The organism is Pseudomonas sp. VI4.1 (assembly GCF_002029345.1).
Lineage (GTDB): Bacteria > Pseudomonadota > Gammaproteobacteria > Pseudomonadales > Pseudomonadaceae > Aquipseudomonas.
Genome location: NZ_MULM01000113.1, coordinates 16906 through 32706 on the forward strand (window position 1 = coordinate 16906; position 15801 = coordinate 32706).

General features: G+C 59.9%; 11 protein-coding genes and 2 pseudogenes. 3 read left to right on the forward strand and 10 right to left on the reverse strand.

Annotated features, from left to right (window positions below; translation table 11 throughout):
• Window positions 1-45 precede the first annotated feature (45 nt).
• The 7 genes and pseudogenes from BZ163_RS06780 to BZ163_RS06810 form a co-directional block, all read right to left on the reverse strand.
• Window positions 46-814, reverse strand: a pseudogene (locus BZ163_RS06780) (anti-sigma factor).
• Window positions 811-1308: an RNA polymerase sigma factor gene (locus BZ163_RS06785; protein WP_128870304.1), complete on the reverse strand. Its 498-nt coding sequence runs from the start codon at window positions 1306-1308 to the stop codon at window positions 811-813. The pseudogene BZ163_RS06780 and the gene BZ163_RS06785 overlap by 4 nt, the downstream one beginning before the upstream one ends.
• Window positions 1309-1361: 53 nt before the next feature.
• The gene (locus BZ163_RS06790; protein ID WP_128870296.1) at window positions 1362-1895 is read right to left on the reverse strand and encodes a tetratricopeptide repeat protein; all 534 of its coding nucleotides are present in this window, start codon (window positions 1893-1895) and stop codon (window positions 1362-1364) included.
• An 80-nt stretch (window positions 1896-1975) separates the two neighbouring features.
• Window positions 1976-2929 (reverse strand): D-2-hydroxyacid dehydrogenase family protein, encoded by a 954-nt coding sequence (locus tag BZ163_RS06795; protein ID WP_128870297.1) that lies wholly within the window; start codon window positions 2927-2929, stop codon window positions 1976-1978.
• Between the two features lie 13 nt (window positions 2930-2942).
• A complete protein-coding gene (locus BZ163_RS06800) occupies window positions 2943-3968 on the reverse strand; it encodes an alpha/beta fold hydrolase (protein ID WP_128870298.1) in 1026 nt (341 codons plus the stop codon).
• Between the two features lie 85 nt (window positions 3969-4053).
• Window positions 4054-4488 (reverse strand): YqaA family protein, encoded by a 435-nt coding sequence (locus tag BZ163_RS06805; protein WP_128870299.1) that lies wholly within the window; start codon window positions 4486-4488, stop codon window positions 4054-4056.
• Window positions 4488-4934 carry a DUF411 domain-containing protein gene (locus BZ163_RS06810; RefSeq protein WP_128870300.1) on the reverse strand — a complete coding sequence of 149 codons (447 nt, stop codon included), beginning with the start codon at window positions 4932-4934 and terminating at the stop codon, window positions 4488-4490. Before BZ163_RS06810 ends, BZ163_RS06805 begins: the two co-directional genes overlap by 1 nt.
• 263 nt (window positions 4935-5197) lie before the next feature.
• On the opposite strand from BZ163_RS06810, the gene BZ163_RS06815 reads away from it, so the two are divergent.
• Window positions 5198-5386 (forward strand): hypothetical protein, encoded by a 189-nt coding sequence (locus BZ163_RS06815; RefSeq protein WP_064677543.1) that lies wholly within the window; start codon window positions 5198-5200, stop codon window positions 5384-5386.
• A 19-nt stretch (window positions 5387-5405) separates the two neighbouring features.
• Here BZ163_RS06815 and BZ163_RS06820 read toward each other — a convergent pair whose 3' ends face one another.
• Window positions 5406-5777, reverse strand: coding sequence for a fe2+ zn2+ uptake regulation protein (locus BZ163_RS06820; RefSeq protein ID WP_128870301.1), 372 nt, complete (start codon window positions 5775-5777; stop codon window positions 5406-5408).
• Window positions 5778-6029: 252 nt separating this feature from the next.
• On the opposite strand from BZ163_RS06820, the gene BZ163_RS06825 reads away from it, so the two are divergent.
• Window positions 6030-8375, forward strand: coding sequence for an acylase (locus BZ163_RS06825; protein ID WP_128870302.1), 2346 nt, complete (start codon window positions 6030-6032; stop codon window positions 8373-8375).
• 56 nt (window positions 8376-8431) lie between these two features.
• Here the strand turns inward: BZ163_RS06825 and BZ163_RS06830 are convergent, their stop codons facing one another.
• On the reverse strand, window positions 8432-9433 hold the full coding sequence (locus tag BZ163_RS06830) for a FecR family protein (RefSeq protein WP_128870303.1): 1002 nt from the start codon (window positions 9431-9433) through the stop codon (window positions 8432-8434).
• 169 nt (window positions 9434-9602) lie between these two features.
• The gene (locus BZ163_RS06835) at window positions 9603-14426 is read right to left on the reverse strand and encodes a dermonecrotic toxin domain-containing protein (RefSeq protein ID WP_256578958.1); all 4824 of its coding nucleotides are present in this window, start codon (window positions 14424-14426) and stop codon (window positions 9603-9605) included.
• A gap of 237 nt (window positions 14427-14663) precedes the next feature.
• Between BZ163_RS06835 and BZ163_RS06840 the strand changes: the two are divergent.
• Window positions 14664-15703, forward strand: a pseudogene (locus tag BZ163_RS06840) (Ldh family oxidoreductase).
• Window positions 15704-15801 lie beyond the last annotated feature (98 nt).

Below are 15801 nucleotides of genomic sequence, written 5' to 3' on the forward strand. Positions count from 1 at the left end.
GGAATCTGTAGGAGCATCACCTTCATCGCTTAGCCGCCATTGCACTCAAGCACTGAGTCGGCTGCGCAACAACCTGGCCATGTCCTCCAGCTCCGCCGCCGGGTTATGCCCGAGCAGCATCCACGCGTGTTCCATATCAGCCCAATACACCACATTGAGCCCACGTCGACGTTCGTGTGCAAAGGGTCGACTGCCGCTGTTGGCACGGGTGACGCACAGCGCCAGGGGGCCGTGCGCCGGGTCGAGCCAGGTCATCTGGGCGATGGGCACACCGTCGTATTCGAGGATTTGCGCGCGCTTGAATTGTGCGCGCGGCAAGGCCAGTCGGGCCGGCGCCAGATTGAGCCCAAGACGCGCGTCGACGGTGGCGCAATTGCGCGCGCTGGGCGGCTTCGTCGCTGGGCAGATGGTCCAGGGTTTGCGGCACGTAGAGCGCCATGGAGTCCGCAACCCGTGCTCGCCAGCTATTTTTCTGCGAGCTCGATTGCCAACTGAGGAATAGCCGGTCCGCCACCACGCCACAGACCACCAGCCCGGCCGCCGCCGCCAGGAACCAGCGCCGGTTCATGGCCGGACGCGCGGGGCTGGGCAACGTGTCGAGCATGGACTGCAGGCGTTCGGTAGGCGCTTGCCGAGCCAATTCGTCGTAGGCGTTTTTGAACGGCAGGCTGCTGCGGGCCAGCCACTGCAGGCGCAGGTTGAGCAGCGAGTCTTCGGCGATGGCGGCGTCGATGCGGCGGCGCTGTTCGCTGTCGAGCTGGTCGTCGAGGTAGGCCACCAGTTGCTCATCCGAAGGGATCGCGTGATCACTCATCGAGGTTCTCCAGTGGCAGGTGTCGGCACGGCTTGCAACGGCGGGTACTCGGCGAGCTTCAACCGTGCGGCGGCCAGGCGACTCATGACGGTGCCGATGGGCACTTGCAGCACCTCGGCGACCTCGCGGTAGGACAAGCCCTCGACATAGGCCAGAAATACCGTTTCACGCTGGGCTTCGGGCAGCGCATCGACACGGCGGATCACCTGAACGGCGAGGACAGGGGGCTGGGCCGCGTGTTCACCGTCGAACGACAACGCGTGGTCGGCATCCACCAGGCCCTGGCCTTGACGCACCCGGCGCGAGCGGACTTCGTTGAGCCAGATCGAATGCAGGATGCTCAGTAGCCATCGGTCCATACGAGTGCCCGGGACAAACTGCCCGGCACGTTCGAGCGCCCGTACGCAGGTAGCCTGGACCAGATCTTCGGCGACGTGCCGTTGCCGGGACAGCAGCAGGCCGTAGCGCCATAGACGCGCCAGATGCTGGCCCAGTTCGGCCCGTAATGCCTGATCGCTGGCGATGGCGACCTCCGTCCGCTCGGGTCTCAGGTTTTCGAAGAATCGTTGATGGCCGCGGCCAGGTCCTGGTATTCCTCGCAACTGCTGCCACAGATCGATTTGATCTGCTGCAGTTGCTCCTGCGCCAGGTCCAGCCGACCCTTGATCACATAGGCTTCGCCCAGGTACTCACGCACTTGCGCGTACTGCGGGTCGAGTTTGACCGCTTGCAGGTAATACCCGATGCCTTCGTCGGTACGCCCCAGTTTACGCGTGGCGTAGCCGCGATAGTTCAAAGCCTTGGCAGTGTTCGGCTGTTGAAGCGTGTCGAGCAACGCGAGGGCTTCTGCGTAGCGACCGTCCTTGGCCAGGCGATAGGCGTAATCGGTACGGTCGGCGTCCGGGACCAGGCTGCTGTTCTGCATCAGGCATTTCTGCTGCTTGCTGTCCCAGACCTGGCCTTTGGGGCAGTTGGGTTTTTTGACAGGTTCCTCTTCATCGCCGTTGGCGAATGCAAGCGAACCGGACAGGGCGAAGACCAGCAGCAGCGGGGTAGTGAAAGCAGCAAGACGGATGTTCATTGACGATGCTCCACGGTGGATGCGTTTCAGTTCGAACCAGTCAAGGTTGAGACATCGAGCAGGCCAACATCGTTGAATGTTCAGCTCAGCAGACGAATCGGCGCGCCCGCCGACCAGGCCTGGATGTCCTCGATCATCTGCGAAAAGAACTGCTGATAGTTCTGCCGACTGACGTACCCGACATGCGGCGTGGCCAGTACATTCTCCAGGGTCCGGAATGGATGAAGCGCGGGCAACGGTTCCTGCTCGAACACGTCCAGCGCGGCGCCGGCCAGGCGTTGTTTCTGCAGGGCCTTGATCAACGCCGCTTCATCGACGATCGGCCCGCGGGCGGTGTTGACCAGCAGCGCCGTGGGTTTCATCCAGTCCAATGCCTGGGCGTCGACCATGCCCCGGCTGCGTTCGCTGAGCACCAGATGCACCGACAGCACATCGGCCTGTTCGAACAGTTCCTGCTTGCTGACATAGGTCACGTCGACTTCCGCCGCGCGCTCGGCGGTCAGGTTTTCGCTCCAGGCGATCACCCGCATGCCGAACACCTGGCCGAACCGGGCAACACGCTGGCCAATGCTGCCCAAGCCAAGGATTCCCAGGGTTTTGCCGTGCAAATCGCCGCCTAGCCCTTGCTGCCATTTGCCAGTGCGCAGGGCATTGGCTTCAACCACCAGGTTACGGGTTGCGGCCATGATCAGTGCCCAGGTCAATTCCGGCGCGGCGTGTTTGTAGCTGTCGGTGCCGCAAACCTGAATGCCCAGCGCGGCAGCGGCTTTCAGGTCCAGGGCGGCGTTGCGCATGCCGCCGGTGACCAGCAGTTTGAGTGTCGGCAACTGCCGCAACAGATCCTCGTCGAACCGGGTGCGCTCGCGCATCACACAGATCACTTCAAATTCACCCAGTCGCTCTGCCAGGGTTGCGTTGTCGGCGGGGTAGTCATGGATAAAACTCACCTGGCCGATGGCGTCCAGCGCCGACCAGTCCACCACGTCCCGGGCCACATCCTGCCAGTCGTCGATAACCGCAATCTGCACCGCCATCAGCCTTACCTCATCAACGAACGGGATTGGTCTTGTTCAGCCAGGCCAGCAACGCCTGGTGGAATTTCGCCGGTTCTTCCATTTGCGGCGCGTGGCCCATCCCGGGGAATTCGACCAGCGTCGACTGGGGAATCAGTTTCGCCACTTGCTTGCCGAGTACCTGGTAGTGCCCGATTTTCGCCTTGACCTCGGGCGGCGCAAGGTCCTTGCCGATGGCCGTGGTGTCGGAAGTACCGATCAGCAGCAGCGTCGGCATCTTCAAGTCCTTGAACTCGTAGTACACCGGTTGGGTGAAGATCATGTCGTAGATCAACGCCGAATTCCACGCCACCTGAGTCTTGCCCGGCCCTTTGCTCAGGCCCGCGAGCATGTCCACCCAGCGATCATACTCGGGCTTCCAGCGGCCGTCGTAATAGGTGCTGCGCTCGTAGTCGCGGATGCCTTGGGCGGTGACCTTCAATTCACGCTCATACCATTGATCCACCGTGCGATAGGGCACACCGAGGGCTTTCCAGTCTTCCAGGCCGATGGGGTTGACCAGTGCCAGCTGTTCGACCTGATCGGGATACAGCAGTGCATAGCGGGTGGCGAGCATGCCGCCGGTGGAATGCCCGAGCAACGTGGCCTTCTGGATGCCGAGGGCCTTGAGCAGTTGCTGGGTGTTGGTGGCCAGTTGCTGGAAGCTGTATTGGTAGTTGTCCGGCTTGCTGGACGTACAGAAACCGATCTGGTCCGGGGCGATGACCCGGTAGCCGGCGTCGCTCAGGGCCTTGATCGAAGTGTCCCAGGTCGCGCCGCAGAAATTCTTGCCATGCAGCAACACGACGCTGCGCCCGTTGGCCTTGCCGTTGGCGGCGACGTCCATGTATCCCATCTGCAGGGTCTTGCCTTGGGACTGGAAGTCGAAGTGCTTGACGGTGTAGGGGTATTCGAAACCTTGCAACTGTGGACCGTATTCCGGGCCTTCGGCATAAGCGATGACCGGCAGTGCGGCGGTCAGCAGCAGGCTGGGCAGCCAGCGCGAGCGTCTCTGGGGCATGGGTAAACTCCATTGGAAATCCGCCGATGCTGGATCGGCATGATTAGGGCGACATTAAACACAGGCAATCACGGCGCCAGATCGTTCAACCCATCCAGCCCAATGTGGCCAGGGCCAGTACGCCATAGCGGGCGCCCTTGGCGAGGGTCACGATCAGCAGGAATCGCCCCAGCGGCTCGCGCATCACCCCGGCCACCAGGGTCAGCGGATCACCGATGACGGGCACCCAACTTAGCAGCAAGGACCAGTGACCGTAGCGCTGATAATGGATTCGGGCTTTTTCCAGATGGCGAGGACTGACCGGAAACCAGCGCCGGTCGCGGAAGCGCTCGATGCCACGGCCCAGCCACCAGTTGACCAACGACCCCAGGACATTGCCCAGCGTGGCCACCGCCAGCAACAACCAGAGCCAATACCGGTCGCTGAGCAGCAACCCCACCAGCAGCGCTTCGGACTGCAGCGGCAGCAGCGTCGCGGCACCGAACGCGGCAAAGAACAGCCCGATGTACGCACCGGACATCAATGGGCAGGGTAGTCCGCCACCACCACGTCAGTGCCGTCCTTTTTCAGGCCGATCACCTGATAGGCATCGCTCATGCCGTCCATTTCCATGCCGGGCGAACCCATGGGCATGCCGGGGGCGGCGACACCCAGCAGATCGTCGCGCTTGCTCAAGGCCAACACCTGATCGGCGGGCACATGGCCTTCAACGAATTTGCCATTGATCAGGCCGGTATGGCACGACGACAAACGCGGCGGCACGCCGTGCTGTTGCTTGAATTCGCTCATGTTGGTTTCGACGCGATCGTCGACCTTGAAACCGTTGGCCTCCAGATGGCTGATCCATTTTTTGCAGCAGCCGCAGTTGGCGTCGCGGTGGACTTCGATCGGGATCAGGTCGGCGGCCTGGGCCAGGGAGGAGATGAACAGGGCGCTCAGGGCGGCCAGACGCAGATGGGTTCGCATGGGGAGTCTCGTTTCGGGTTGCGGCCAGAAAAATGCATTCTGACCATTCTAAACAACTACGAGGCACGAGACTGTTTCGAATTAATACTGATTCGACGCATTGTAGGAAAATTCCCATGGTGATCGCCGCAAGAAGCCAAAACGCCTCGTCGGCATGTAACATGAGACCCCGTTTGCAGCCCCATCCCCGAAAAACACCAAGGGCCTGGCCTGCCTGCGGATACAACATTTTTCAGCTTCAGGCTCACATTCAGGAAATGGCAATGACTCAGTCGCAACGTTTGAAATACTCGATTCTGATCTCCCTGGTCGTGCTGGGCATCATGTTTGGCCTGTCTTATCTGCAGAACACCGGCGTCATCGACGAAAAGCTGTTCCAGTACATTGCGATTGGCGTAGCGGTGCTGGTGGTGGTGATCAATGGCGTGATGCGCCGCAAGGTCAAGCCCTGAGCGACGCTCATCGGCCGGGTCACTCGGGATGAAGAACGGCGGCGGCCTGCGGATGCAGGCTGTAGCTCTTGTCCGGATTCAGGGTGATCACGCCTTCGCCGCATAGGCGCTTCAATACTTCCCGCACACTGAGAAACGACAACGGGATGTCCAGGTCCAGCAAGTGACTGTGCACGCCCCGCACCCCCAGGCTGCGGTCGCTTTCGGCGGCAGTCAGCAAGGCGTCGATGACCTTCAGGCGAATCAGACTGGTGCGCAGGCCGAAGCTCTTGAGCAAGAATCTGATCCGCTCGTTGCCGTGGCGCTCGGTACGTTGATCGAAAACGCCGGAGCCCATGGCGGTGCTCTTTGGCGCAGTGCTACCGTCCGTTGGCAGTTGCGAGTTGTACATGCAAAAACTCCTTTTTTAGAGCCTGAACCGGAAAATGTGATGAGCGCTCTCATTCAATAAGACGCATGAGCCGGGCAAATCATGAAGGCTCAGATGTAGAAATTTTGTCGCCATCGCGTCAGCGCCACGTCAGACGCCGTAATGGCGGGGGCCAGCGCCCTAAATTTTTTTCCTTCGCTTCGTCCTTAGGGGGAGGCACATTGCGGGCAGCGACGCCGGGTGTGTCCTTCGTTTATACGATCAGGAGCGAGCGTGATTATTTCCAGGCAGTTAACCCGGTTGAGCCTTGCCGGGATGTTGGTGGGCTTGAGCCTTGCGGCAAACGCGCGCAGCCAGCCGGAGCAGGCGACTGCCGATATCCGTCGCACCAGTTTCGGCGTGCCGCATATTCGCGCCGAGAATGAGCGCGGCCTCGGCTATGGCATTGGTTATGCCTACGCCCAGGACAACCTGTGCCTGCTGGCCAATGAGATCATCACGGTGAACGGCGAACGCTCACGCTATTTCGGCCCGGACCAATTGACGGTCGAAGAGCGGGAAAACCGAGTCAGTGATGTATTTTTCTCCTGGTTGAACACCCCCCAGGCCGTCGACGCATTCTGGCAGGCGCAAACGCCGCAAATCCGCCAGCTCATGGACGGTTATGTGGCCGGCTACAACCGTGCCCTGAGAGAGCGTCGGGTCCAGGGGTTGCCACAGCAATGCCAGGGTGACTGGGTGCGAGAAGTGACGGCGCAGGACCTGGTCAAGTTGACCCGTCGTCTGCTGGTCGAAGGCGGCGTAGGGCAATTTGCCGAAGCCTTGGCCGGTGCCACCCCACCCAAAGCCGTCGCTCGAACGACAGCCGCCCCGACCTCATTCCAGCTTGCCGATTCGCGCATGCAGCGCTTTGCCCTGGATCGTGGCAGCAATGCGGTGGCGGTCGGCAGCGAGCGTTCTTTCAATGGCCGCGGCATGTTGCTGGCCAATCCGCATTTCCCCTGGGTCGGCGGGATGCGCTTCTACCAGATGCACCTGACCATTCCCGGCAAGCTGGACGTCATGGGCGCCGCGTTGCCCGGGTTGCCGATGATCAACATCGGTTTCAGCCAGCACCTGGCCTGGACCCACACCGTGGACTCGTCGAAGCATTTCACGTTGTACCGCCTGCAACTCGACCCCAAGGATCCCACCCGCTATCTGCTCGACGGCAAGTCGTTACCGATGAAGCAACAGACGGTGACCGTGGACGTGAAGCAGCCGGATGGCCAGACCCGGGCGGTGTCCCATGTGGTCTTCAGTTCACAATTCGGCCCGATCGTGCAGTGGCCGGGGAGGCTCGACTGGGACCATCAGGTCGCCTATAGCTTGCGCGATGCCAACCTGGATAACGATCGGGTGCTGCAGCAGTGGTACGCGATGAACCGTGCAACCAGCCTCAAGGCGTTGCAGGCGTCGGTGCATGAAATCCAGGGGATTCCCTGGGTCAACACCCTGGCGGCGGACGATCAGGGGCAGACGCTGTACATGAACCTGTCAGTGGTGCCGAACGTCAATGCCGACAAACTGGCCAAGTGCAGCGATCCTCGGGCCGGGTTGCAGATGATCGTGCTCGACGGTTCCAACAGCGCCTGCGCCTGGGACATCGATCCGCACGCTGCGCAACAAGGCATCTATGCGGCAGAGCGGTTGCCGCAATTGTTGCGCAAGGACTTTGTACAACACTCCAATGATTCGGCCTGGATGGCCAACCCGGCCCAGCCGCTCACCGGCTTCTCGCCGCTGATCAGCCAGGACAGCCAGCCTTTGGGGCTGCGTTCACGCTTTGCCCTGGATCGCCTGGGTGCCTTGAGCAAGGCCGGCCCGATTGCGGCGGCGGACCTGCAACGGATGGTCATGGACGACCAGGTGTATCAGGCCACCCAGGTGATGCCGGACCTGCTGCAATTCTGCGCGGCGGACCTGGGGGGCGATGCGCCGACGCTGACGCCGTTGTGCGCCAGCCTCAAGGCCTGGGACCGCAGTGCGAATCTCGACAGTGGCCTGGGGTGGGTGCATTTCCAGAACGTCATGGAGGCGCTGCAGGACGCACCTGATGTCTGGCGTGACGGGTTCGATCCGAAAGATCCGCAGCATACGCCGCGTGGCCTGGCCGTGGATCATCCACCCGTGGCGAAGGCCGTCCGCGAGGCCATGCTGGCATCGGTGGAGCACGTCAATCAATCGGGCCTGAAGTCTGACAGCCGTTGGGGTGATATCCAGGTGGTCAGCAGTGGTGGCCAGCAGACGCCGATTCACGGCGGGCCCGGTACCCTGGGTGTGTATAACGCCATCCAGAGCGTGCCGAGAACCGACGGCAAGCGCGAAGTGGTCAGTGGCACCAGCTATTTGCAAGTGGTGACCTTCGATGACCAGGGGCCGCAGGCCCGGGGGCTGCTGGCGTTCTCGCTGTCCAGTGACCCGGCGTCGAAGTATTCCCGGGACCAGACCCTGGCCTTTTCGCAAAAACAGTTGAGTGTGCTGCCGTTCACCGAGCAGCAGATCACGGCCGATCCGCAGTATCAGACCCTGACGATCCGCGAGCAGGATGAAAAAGCCGGGAAGGTGGCCAGACAGTAAAGCGATTGGTGCTGTAGCGAAGAATGAAGGCCGCACCCTCACAAGGGCTGCGGCCTTCAGCTTTTCGGGGTTTGTTGCGGAATGGCGTTGAGGACCGGGTTGCCGTCCTTGTTGCGGGTCAGGTAGACCGGGAGCACCTTGGGCAGGGATGCCGCCAGGCTGTTGAGCTCCTTGATGTTGTAGATGCCGCCGAGGCGGATCGAGCCGGTACTGTGGTCGGCCAGCATCAGCGGCTTGCCCAGGTATCGATTGATCAAGGGCAGGGCATCGGACAACGCCAGGTCATCGAGCACCAGTTTGCCGCTGCGCCAGGCCAATGAATTATCGTTGGCGTAGGTCTGGCTGATCTGCGGTGTGTAGTCGCCGTGTTTATAACGGGCCTGCATCGACGGCCCGAGACGCAAGCCATCGCCCGGAAGATCATCGTTGCTGCTCACCAGTACCGAACCTTCAATCAGGTTGACGCGCACCTGATCCTCATACATCCAGACGTTGAATTTGGTTCCGGTGACCCGAATCCTGCCGTCCGCCGCCCTGACGATAAAGGGGTGAGCGGTGTCGTGGCTGACGCTGAAAAAAGCTTCGCCCCTCTCCAGCGTGACTTGGCGATGATCCTTGTAGTTGCTGAACGTCAGCTCACTGCCCAGGTTCAGTTCCACCTGGCTGCCATCGCTCAGGGTCACCTGACGCACCGTATCGCCGGCCTCGAAGTGCTGGTAGGCATCGGGCAGCCAGCCGAGGTTCCAGCCGCTGAAGGCGGCCAGTGGCAACGCCAGGGCACACACGGCGGCCGCGATGCCGACCGTGCGCCAGGGCGTTGCAGGTTTGATCCGGGCAGCTGGCACCACGGCGTCGGGACGAGGCAAATCCCCTGCGACTTCCCAGATGTCCAGCATGGCCTCGTACTCGAACGCATGAAGCGGATGCGCATCACGCCACTGTTCGAAAGCCAGGCGCTCGTGCGCGGTGCAGTCGCTGGCGTGCAGACGCATGCACCAGTGCGCAGCGGCATCGGTGATGGCGTCATATTGGGCTTGCGAGAGAGGGCTGTCGGTCATTGACTCATCCTGATTTCCTGCATTCTAACCTTGAGCGAAGTCGGCGAGAACAACCGTCATGGCAATTACCCATCAATCAGCACTGTTTTTTACTTAAACACCCGAAAAACCGGCAGTTGCCATGCAGTATCCATAAACAACGTGAAAAAATGATCAAGGCAACGGCGACTCAAGGCGACGTTGTAGGTGTAACCAGCACGGGGTCGAGCTGTCGACCCATTTCGCAGATGAGCCTGGCGATTGAATCCGCATTACGCAAAATCGTGTCGATCCGCAGATCCGGTTTCACCCGGTCCAGGAAAGCGCTTCGGGCGTCGCTCATCGATTGGGTGCCGGTGATTTTTTTGATTTCCTTGCCGATATGAGCGGTAGCGGGAATGGAATCCAGGCTTTCCCATGACGACATCACGTCGTTCCATAGGGCAAACAACTCTTCGCGGGGCGTTGCCATCGACAAGGCTTCACGCTGGAGTTGTTCATGCTCTTTTTTCAAAGTCACTGCGAACGGCGTGATAGTTGCGATGAGGTCGGAGAATGGACGTCTTGACTCCAGATAGGCGATGTCGATCGTTTTGGCGAAGTGGTGTGAAAACTCATGGATCAACGTGGCTGCCCGGGCATGACCATCGACATCGAACGGCTCGGTCAGATTGAACTTGTACGAATCAAGTTGCTGATCGAAAAAGGATTCTGTGAAGTACACTTTTTTTTGCATGTCGGATTCAATGACAAATGCGACCACAGGGTCGGTCGATGACGTGTTGGAGCCTACAACGAACCTGTTGGTATCGAGTTCGTCCAGCCCCGGATCCACCAGCGCGTTGCAGATTGGCACGATAACGGCTTTGATTTTGTCCAGAATTGCACCGTCGATTGCGCTCACGTCAAAAAAAGCTTTCAGGAAGGTGTCAAGCCGAGTGCCTGGGCCAGTGGTCCGCAACTGTGACAAATTGTGCAGGCTATTAAAGGCGTAGTACCTGGCCAAATCGACTGCCTCCACGATTGCTCGCGCCCTGTCGGGGTATTTACGGCGTATTTGGTCCATCCCTTGTGCTTCGATGTTGAGCGTTGCCGAAGCGTCGAAACGGGTTGTGATTCTGTTCGCGAAACGGGAGATCGCCTTGCCATAGTGAATGGCGTGCGGGTCGGCAGCCAATACCAGCTGGGGGCCTGGGGCCTTTGCCAAGAGGGGGCCGGCTTGCTTTTCGTTGGTCATGCGCCATGCTTTGCCGTGTTTTGCGACGCGATAGACTTTGCCCATGACAGGGGCGTAATGACGGGTTGTCGTAGGGTCGCGATAAGTGCCCTCCGTTGAATCTGTCTGAAACTTTTCCAGCTCGACAGTCGGTGCTTCGTACGCTTGCGCTGTTGTCCGGCTTGCGGAGGTGGTGTTGATGGCTGACCACTGAGGCGCAACGGCAGGCTGTTCTGCGGGGAGTTCTGTGGAGGCGAGTGCCGCGGGCGTAGAGGCTGGATTTCCCTGCATCATCCGGCCCATGGTGATCATCTGCGCCGCACCAGAGACGAAGGATTTGAATGCGCTTTTCCAGTGGTGGCCTTGCAGCGCCTCTGCAGAGTCCTTGAAATCCTTGTAGGCCCGCCAAAGAAACAGACCACAGGACAATTTGCCTGGCAGGAATCCAGACACCAACTTGATCCCGGAACTGAACAGTTCCTTGGCTTTTTCCCAATCGGTTCGCGCAGTAACCGTGGATTGACTGCCCAGCATCTGTTTGAGCAGCAGGATGTTATCCTGGAATAGACGTTCCAGCATGTTGCCGGTAACGGGGTTTGAAGCGAGGGTGATTTCCGTGGTTTCTCCCACGGTGGAGTTGAGCAGGTTATGAAAGGTCGCCCGAGACGATTCGGGGAGGCGCCGGAGCAACAGGTCGTGCAAAGGCCCTGGGGTATTGAGTGCGGCCAGCAGGTCGGTCTCGGTCTCGAACTCGGTGAAGGGTAGCCCGACAAAATAGGGCGCGTAGAGCACCTGCGGACCGGTCACGCTTTTGCCCGGGCTCACCAGATACATCCCCAGCGCCTTGACGGCTGTAGCGCGGGCTGTGGACATCAACTCCAGCGGACGGATGATAGCGTCTGCACCCGTCACCGCCGCCCGGGCCGTGGAATTGGGCATGTCCAGCAGCTGCTCGATGGCGTCGAACGCCTTCTGTGACAGTTGCTCTTGCAATTTAAGCGCGTGGGCCTCTTGCAACAGGTGCCAGGGCAACTGCCGGAAATAGCGCAGTTTTCGTGCTTTGGCATTGTCGCTATCGCCGGACAATTGCTCCGAAAGCAACTGCTCGTACACAGACTTGATGTTCAGCTGCAAGAGCAGTTGCCGCACAGCGTGGGTGTCCATGCCCGAGGGCAATGCCTTGGAGGTAGTCGATGCTATGGAGAAACCAGTTCCCTGGAGCACATTGACGTGATTCAGCGCAACTTCGGTCAGTGATTGTGCGGGTCCGGCGATGGCTAACGCAGGTGTGACCTTGACGTGGTCAGGGTCAATGAATGAGCCCTGGAAACGGGTTTTTTGCAGGGAGACCAACTGCTCGTGCACATAGACCGCCAGGGTTTTTATGCCATGTAGATAGTCTTTACCCTCCGACAGGCTATGGCGGTGTTGCTCCATTATTTCGACGTGTTTTTGCTGCTCCTCGAGTGATGCCATCCCAAGCCAGGCCGGCAAAGTCTGTTGGGTGGCGATGGCCTCGCCGATATGTTTGGCCCGTTGCAGATTGGTGAAGGTGGGTTGGCGCTTGAGTGCGGCCAAGGCTTTTGCCTGTTGCGTTCCTGTCAGTTTTAGCGTGCGAACGTGGTCGCAAACCGCCAGGAAGTGCTCGATGGACGACTGCTGACGATGGAGCAGCAGATTGTTCTCGATTGGCCGAAAGTTACCCAATTCGTACGTTTTATGAAACTCACGCTCAGCCGGCAGGAGGTTTTCAAGCAGCGTCAGACGCTTGAGCGGGTCAAGCAGGCGCCGTTGCAGCTCGGTCCTGGCCGTGGCGACCGACTCGAAAGCCTCCAGCCCCATGGCCGGGGTCCAGAGAATCGCCCGGCCTGAATGCTGCGTATCCAGGCCGCCCCGTTCGGTGAGCATGAAACAATGGGCCACGGCCAGCGATGAAGTATGGCCCGCAGATTCAAGGCTGAACCAGTAGGCATCCGGGCGAAATCCATTCAGCGCTTTACGCTGGCGGCGTGTGGGGCGATCGGGGTCGAGTACCGTATCGACGATAGCGCTATCGACTCCGGACAATGTGCGGTTGAGCCGACGAAGATTGGCCTCGCCGCGAATACCCAGCGACATGGCATGGGCCAGCGCGGGTTTCATGGCTTCCAGATAGGTTCGCTGCAGCGCACCGGTCTCGACAGGTTGCGCCTGCCACTGTGCATCGAGAGCCGATCTCACGCTATCGAAGGTTTTAGACAGCGTTGTCGCCTTGTCGGCCAGAACAATTGACGGACGCGATTGCCCCGTAATGACCTGGTGGGTGCTCCACCGACCCTGCGTCGGCAACGCCAACAACTGATCGTCGATCATGCTGCGCACGTCCAGTGCCTTGTCGAACAGCGCCTGAATACTCACGTCACCGTCGCTGTGACGGAACACACCCAGCGCGTATTCGACGTTTTGCAACTGTTTGTCGATGATTGCGTCGAACAGCGATTCGAATACTGAACCTGTAATCGCTTCGCCGGAAACGCGAGGTTCATCGAAGCCGAGGAAGCGATGACGCTCCTCTTGCGTCATCAATTCGTACAGTTCATCGTCATGCCCTTTCGCAATGGCCTTGGCGCGCACGGTTTGCTGCAAATCGTCATGTCCATCAAGCAGCTGCAAACCACTGGCTGGGGTAAAGAGATAGGCGTCCGGATAAGCAATCATGAATGAACCCGCGAGCTCAACGAAATTCGCTGTGTATTCCCACAGGCGCACTGTTTCGGGAGCCAGCGGCGTTTGCGCGGTTCCAGTGGTACTGCGGTCGAATAAAACCTCCAGTGCCCGACTTTGTTCAGGATTGATGATCGTCTCCTGTCGTTTGAACAGGATGTCCGCCCGAGCCTTGTCGCTGATGGCCTGAATAAACAGCTTGCGCCGGGACTGCCCGTTGGGCAGCACATGATTCCAATACGCCCGGAGTTTTTCGCCGAGCGACCGGGTCAGCCCGGCGGAGGCGGTCTTGACTGCCTTTTGCCATAGCTCATTGTCGCGCTCGGCCTGGTCCGGATCGTAGGGGGCCAACTTACGGTCCGGGTGGCTGAACGCTATGGTCTGGTCTGATGGCCAGCCTTGGTGGCGATAGAAAAGCAGGAGGGCGTCACTGAGCGGCATCGACGTTTCCAATGCGGGGTTCACACTTGAATCAATACCGAAGTTGACCCGGGTGTCGCGTTGCTTCAGTCCTGTAAACGAATGGCCCAACAAATCGTCAAGAATCTCATTCAGCAAGTCTGTCAACGCCGGCAGTTGTATTAACTCCTCCAGCAACCGCTGTGCATTCTGTTGCAGATTGTTCTGGATGACATTTTTCTGGTCCTCGAACACTTCGCCCTTGATGATTTCGTGAGCGACCTCGGTGATTGTTTCGCCTTCCAGCTCGATGCGTTGAGCTATCGAGACAAAACGCAACAGTTCGTCGCGCTCGGACGCTCTGGTCAGCCTCAGAATCAGCTCTGCGGCGAGTGAATCGACGTCGTCGAACTTCTCGATCCCGCCGTAAGGTGTATACAGTATCGCACCTGCGTCGTCGGGCGTGGACGACAGCATGAAACATCCAGCCAAGGGCACCGCCACCTTGTCCTTAACCTTCGCCAGCAGTTTTTCGGCAGACATGGGGGGTGTTTGCGCTTGTCGCCGTTCATCGCTCGCCAGCTCGATATGGCTGAGCCAGGTAAAGTCCTTGTCTGACAGGGAGTGGGTTTTTCCGAGTTCCTGGTGTAAACCCGGCTCATTGAGCACTTGCGGAAAAAACAATGGTGAAGTCATGGAGGTCTCGATCGATCGCCACATCGGCGAGTAATGATTGAACCTCCAAGCTAGGTGATACCCGCGCGGGCAAGGTGGTAAATAGTTATCGCGCCGTTCGGTGCCGGGTCAGCTACATTGAGCCGATTGAGCGGCATTCAATCGAAAGATTGACAGCCGGCTCGGGTCGCGTTGTTAATCGGTTTGCATAACCCTCGTACGCTGTTGCCCCCTCCAATAATTAGTCTGGAGCTTCAGATGTCTGCGCCACACGATCAAGTGTCTACTGCTGTCTCGCAAAACCTGTCCTTCGATGCGCTGACGGGCTTGCTTGAGAAGATCTTCCTGCGTCACGGTACGTCGGCCGACGTCGCTCGGGTACTGGCGCAAAACTGCGCCGGCGCCGAACGCGATGGCGCCCACAGCCATGGCGTGTTCCGCATTCCCGGTTACGTGTCGACGATGCAGAGCGGTTGGGTCAATGGCCAGGCCGTGCCGGTGGTCGAGGATGTGGCCTCGGGTTTCGTGCGGGTCGACGCCGGCAACGGTTTCGCCCAACCGGCGCTGGCGGCGGCCCGTGCATTGCTGGTGGAAAAGGCCCGCAGTGCCGGCATTGCGGTGCTGGCGATTCGTAACTCCCACCATTTCGCTGCCTTGTGGCCGGATGTCGAGCCCTTCGCCTATGAAGGGCTGGTGGCGCTGAGTGTGGTCAACAGCATGACTTGCGTGGTGCCTCACGGTGCCGACCGTCCGCTGTTCGGCACCAACCCGATTGCCTTCGCCGCGCCGCAGGCCGGTGGCGCGCCGATTGTCTTTGACCTGGCCACCAGCGCCATTGCCCATGGCGACGTGCAGATTGCCGCCCGCAAGGGCGAACGGTTGCCCGTGGGCATGGGTGTGGACAGCCTCGGCCAGCCGACCCAGGATCCCAAAGCGATTCTGGAAGGGGGCGCGCTGCTGCCGTTCGGCGGCCACAAGGGTTCGGCGCTATCGATGATGGTGGAGCTGTTGGCGGCGGCGTTGACCGGGGGTAATTTTTCCTTCGAGTTCGATTGGTCGAACCATCCGGGTGCAGGACGCCCTGGACCGGCCAGTTGCTGATCGTCATCGATCCGAGCAAGGCCGCCGGACAGAGCTTTGCCGAGCGCAGCCAGGAACTCGTGCGGCAAATGCACGGAGTGGGGCTCAAGCGTTTGCCGGGGGACCGGCGCCACCAGCAGCGGGCCAAGGCCGCTACCGATGGCATCCAGCTCGATGCGCAGACGCTGGCGAATCTGCGGGAATTGGCGGGGCTCTGAAGTCTACGCGCCTGCCTGTAGGAGCAAGCTTGCTCGCGATGGTTTCAAGGACGCCGCGTTTATTCAGAAAAAACGCGTTATCGTTTACGTCCATCGCG

Bases quoted from the DNA above. Each gene is read 5' to 3' on its own strand.
- BZ163_RS06805 (WP_128870299.1), bottom strand. From the start codon at position 4,488: ATGTCCGGTGCGTACATCGGGCTGTTCTTTGCCGCGTTCGGTGCCGCG.
- BZ163_RS06800 (WP_128870298.1), bottom strand. From the start codon at position 3,968: ATGCCCCAGAGACGCTCGCGCTGGCTGCCCAGCCTGCTGCTGACCGCC.
- BZ163_RS06835 (WP_256578958.1), bottom strand. From the start codon at position 14,426: ATGACTTCACCATTGTTTTTTCCGCAAGTGCTCAATGAGCCGGGTTTA.
- BZ163_RS06790 (WP_128870296.1), bottom strand. From the start codon at position 1,895: ATGAACATCCGTCTTGCTGCTTTCACTACCCCGCTGCTGCTGGTCTTC.
- BZ163_RS06820 (WP_128870301.1), bottom strand. From the start codon at position 5,777: ATGTACAACTCGCAACTGCCAACGGACGGTAGCACTGCGCCAAAGAGC.
- BZ163_RS06830 (WP_128870303.1), bottom strand. From the start codon at position 9,433: ATGACCGACAGCCCTCTCTCGCAAGCCCAATATGACGCCATCACCGAT.
- BZ163_RS06795 (WP_128870297.1), bottom strand. From the start codon at position 2,929: ATGGCGGTGCAGATTGCGGTTATCGACGACTGGCAGGATGTGGCCCGG.
- BZ163_RS06810 (WP_128870300.1), bottom strand. From the start codon at position 4,934: ATGCGAACCCATCTGCGTCTGGCCGCCCTGAGCGCCCTGTTCATCTCC.
- BZ163_RS06815 (WP_064677543.1), top strand. From the start codon at position 5,198: ATGACTCAGTCGCAACGTTTGAAATACTCGATTCTGATCTCCCTGGTC.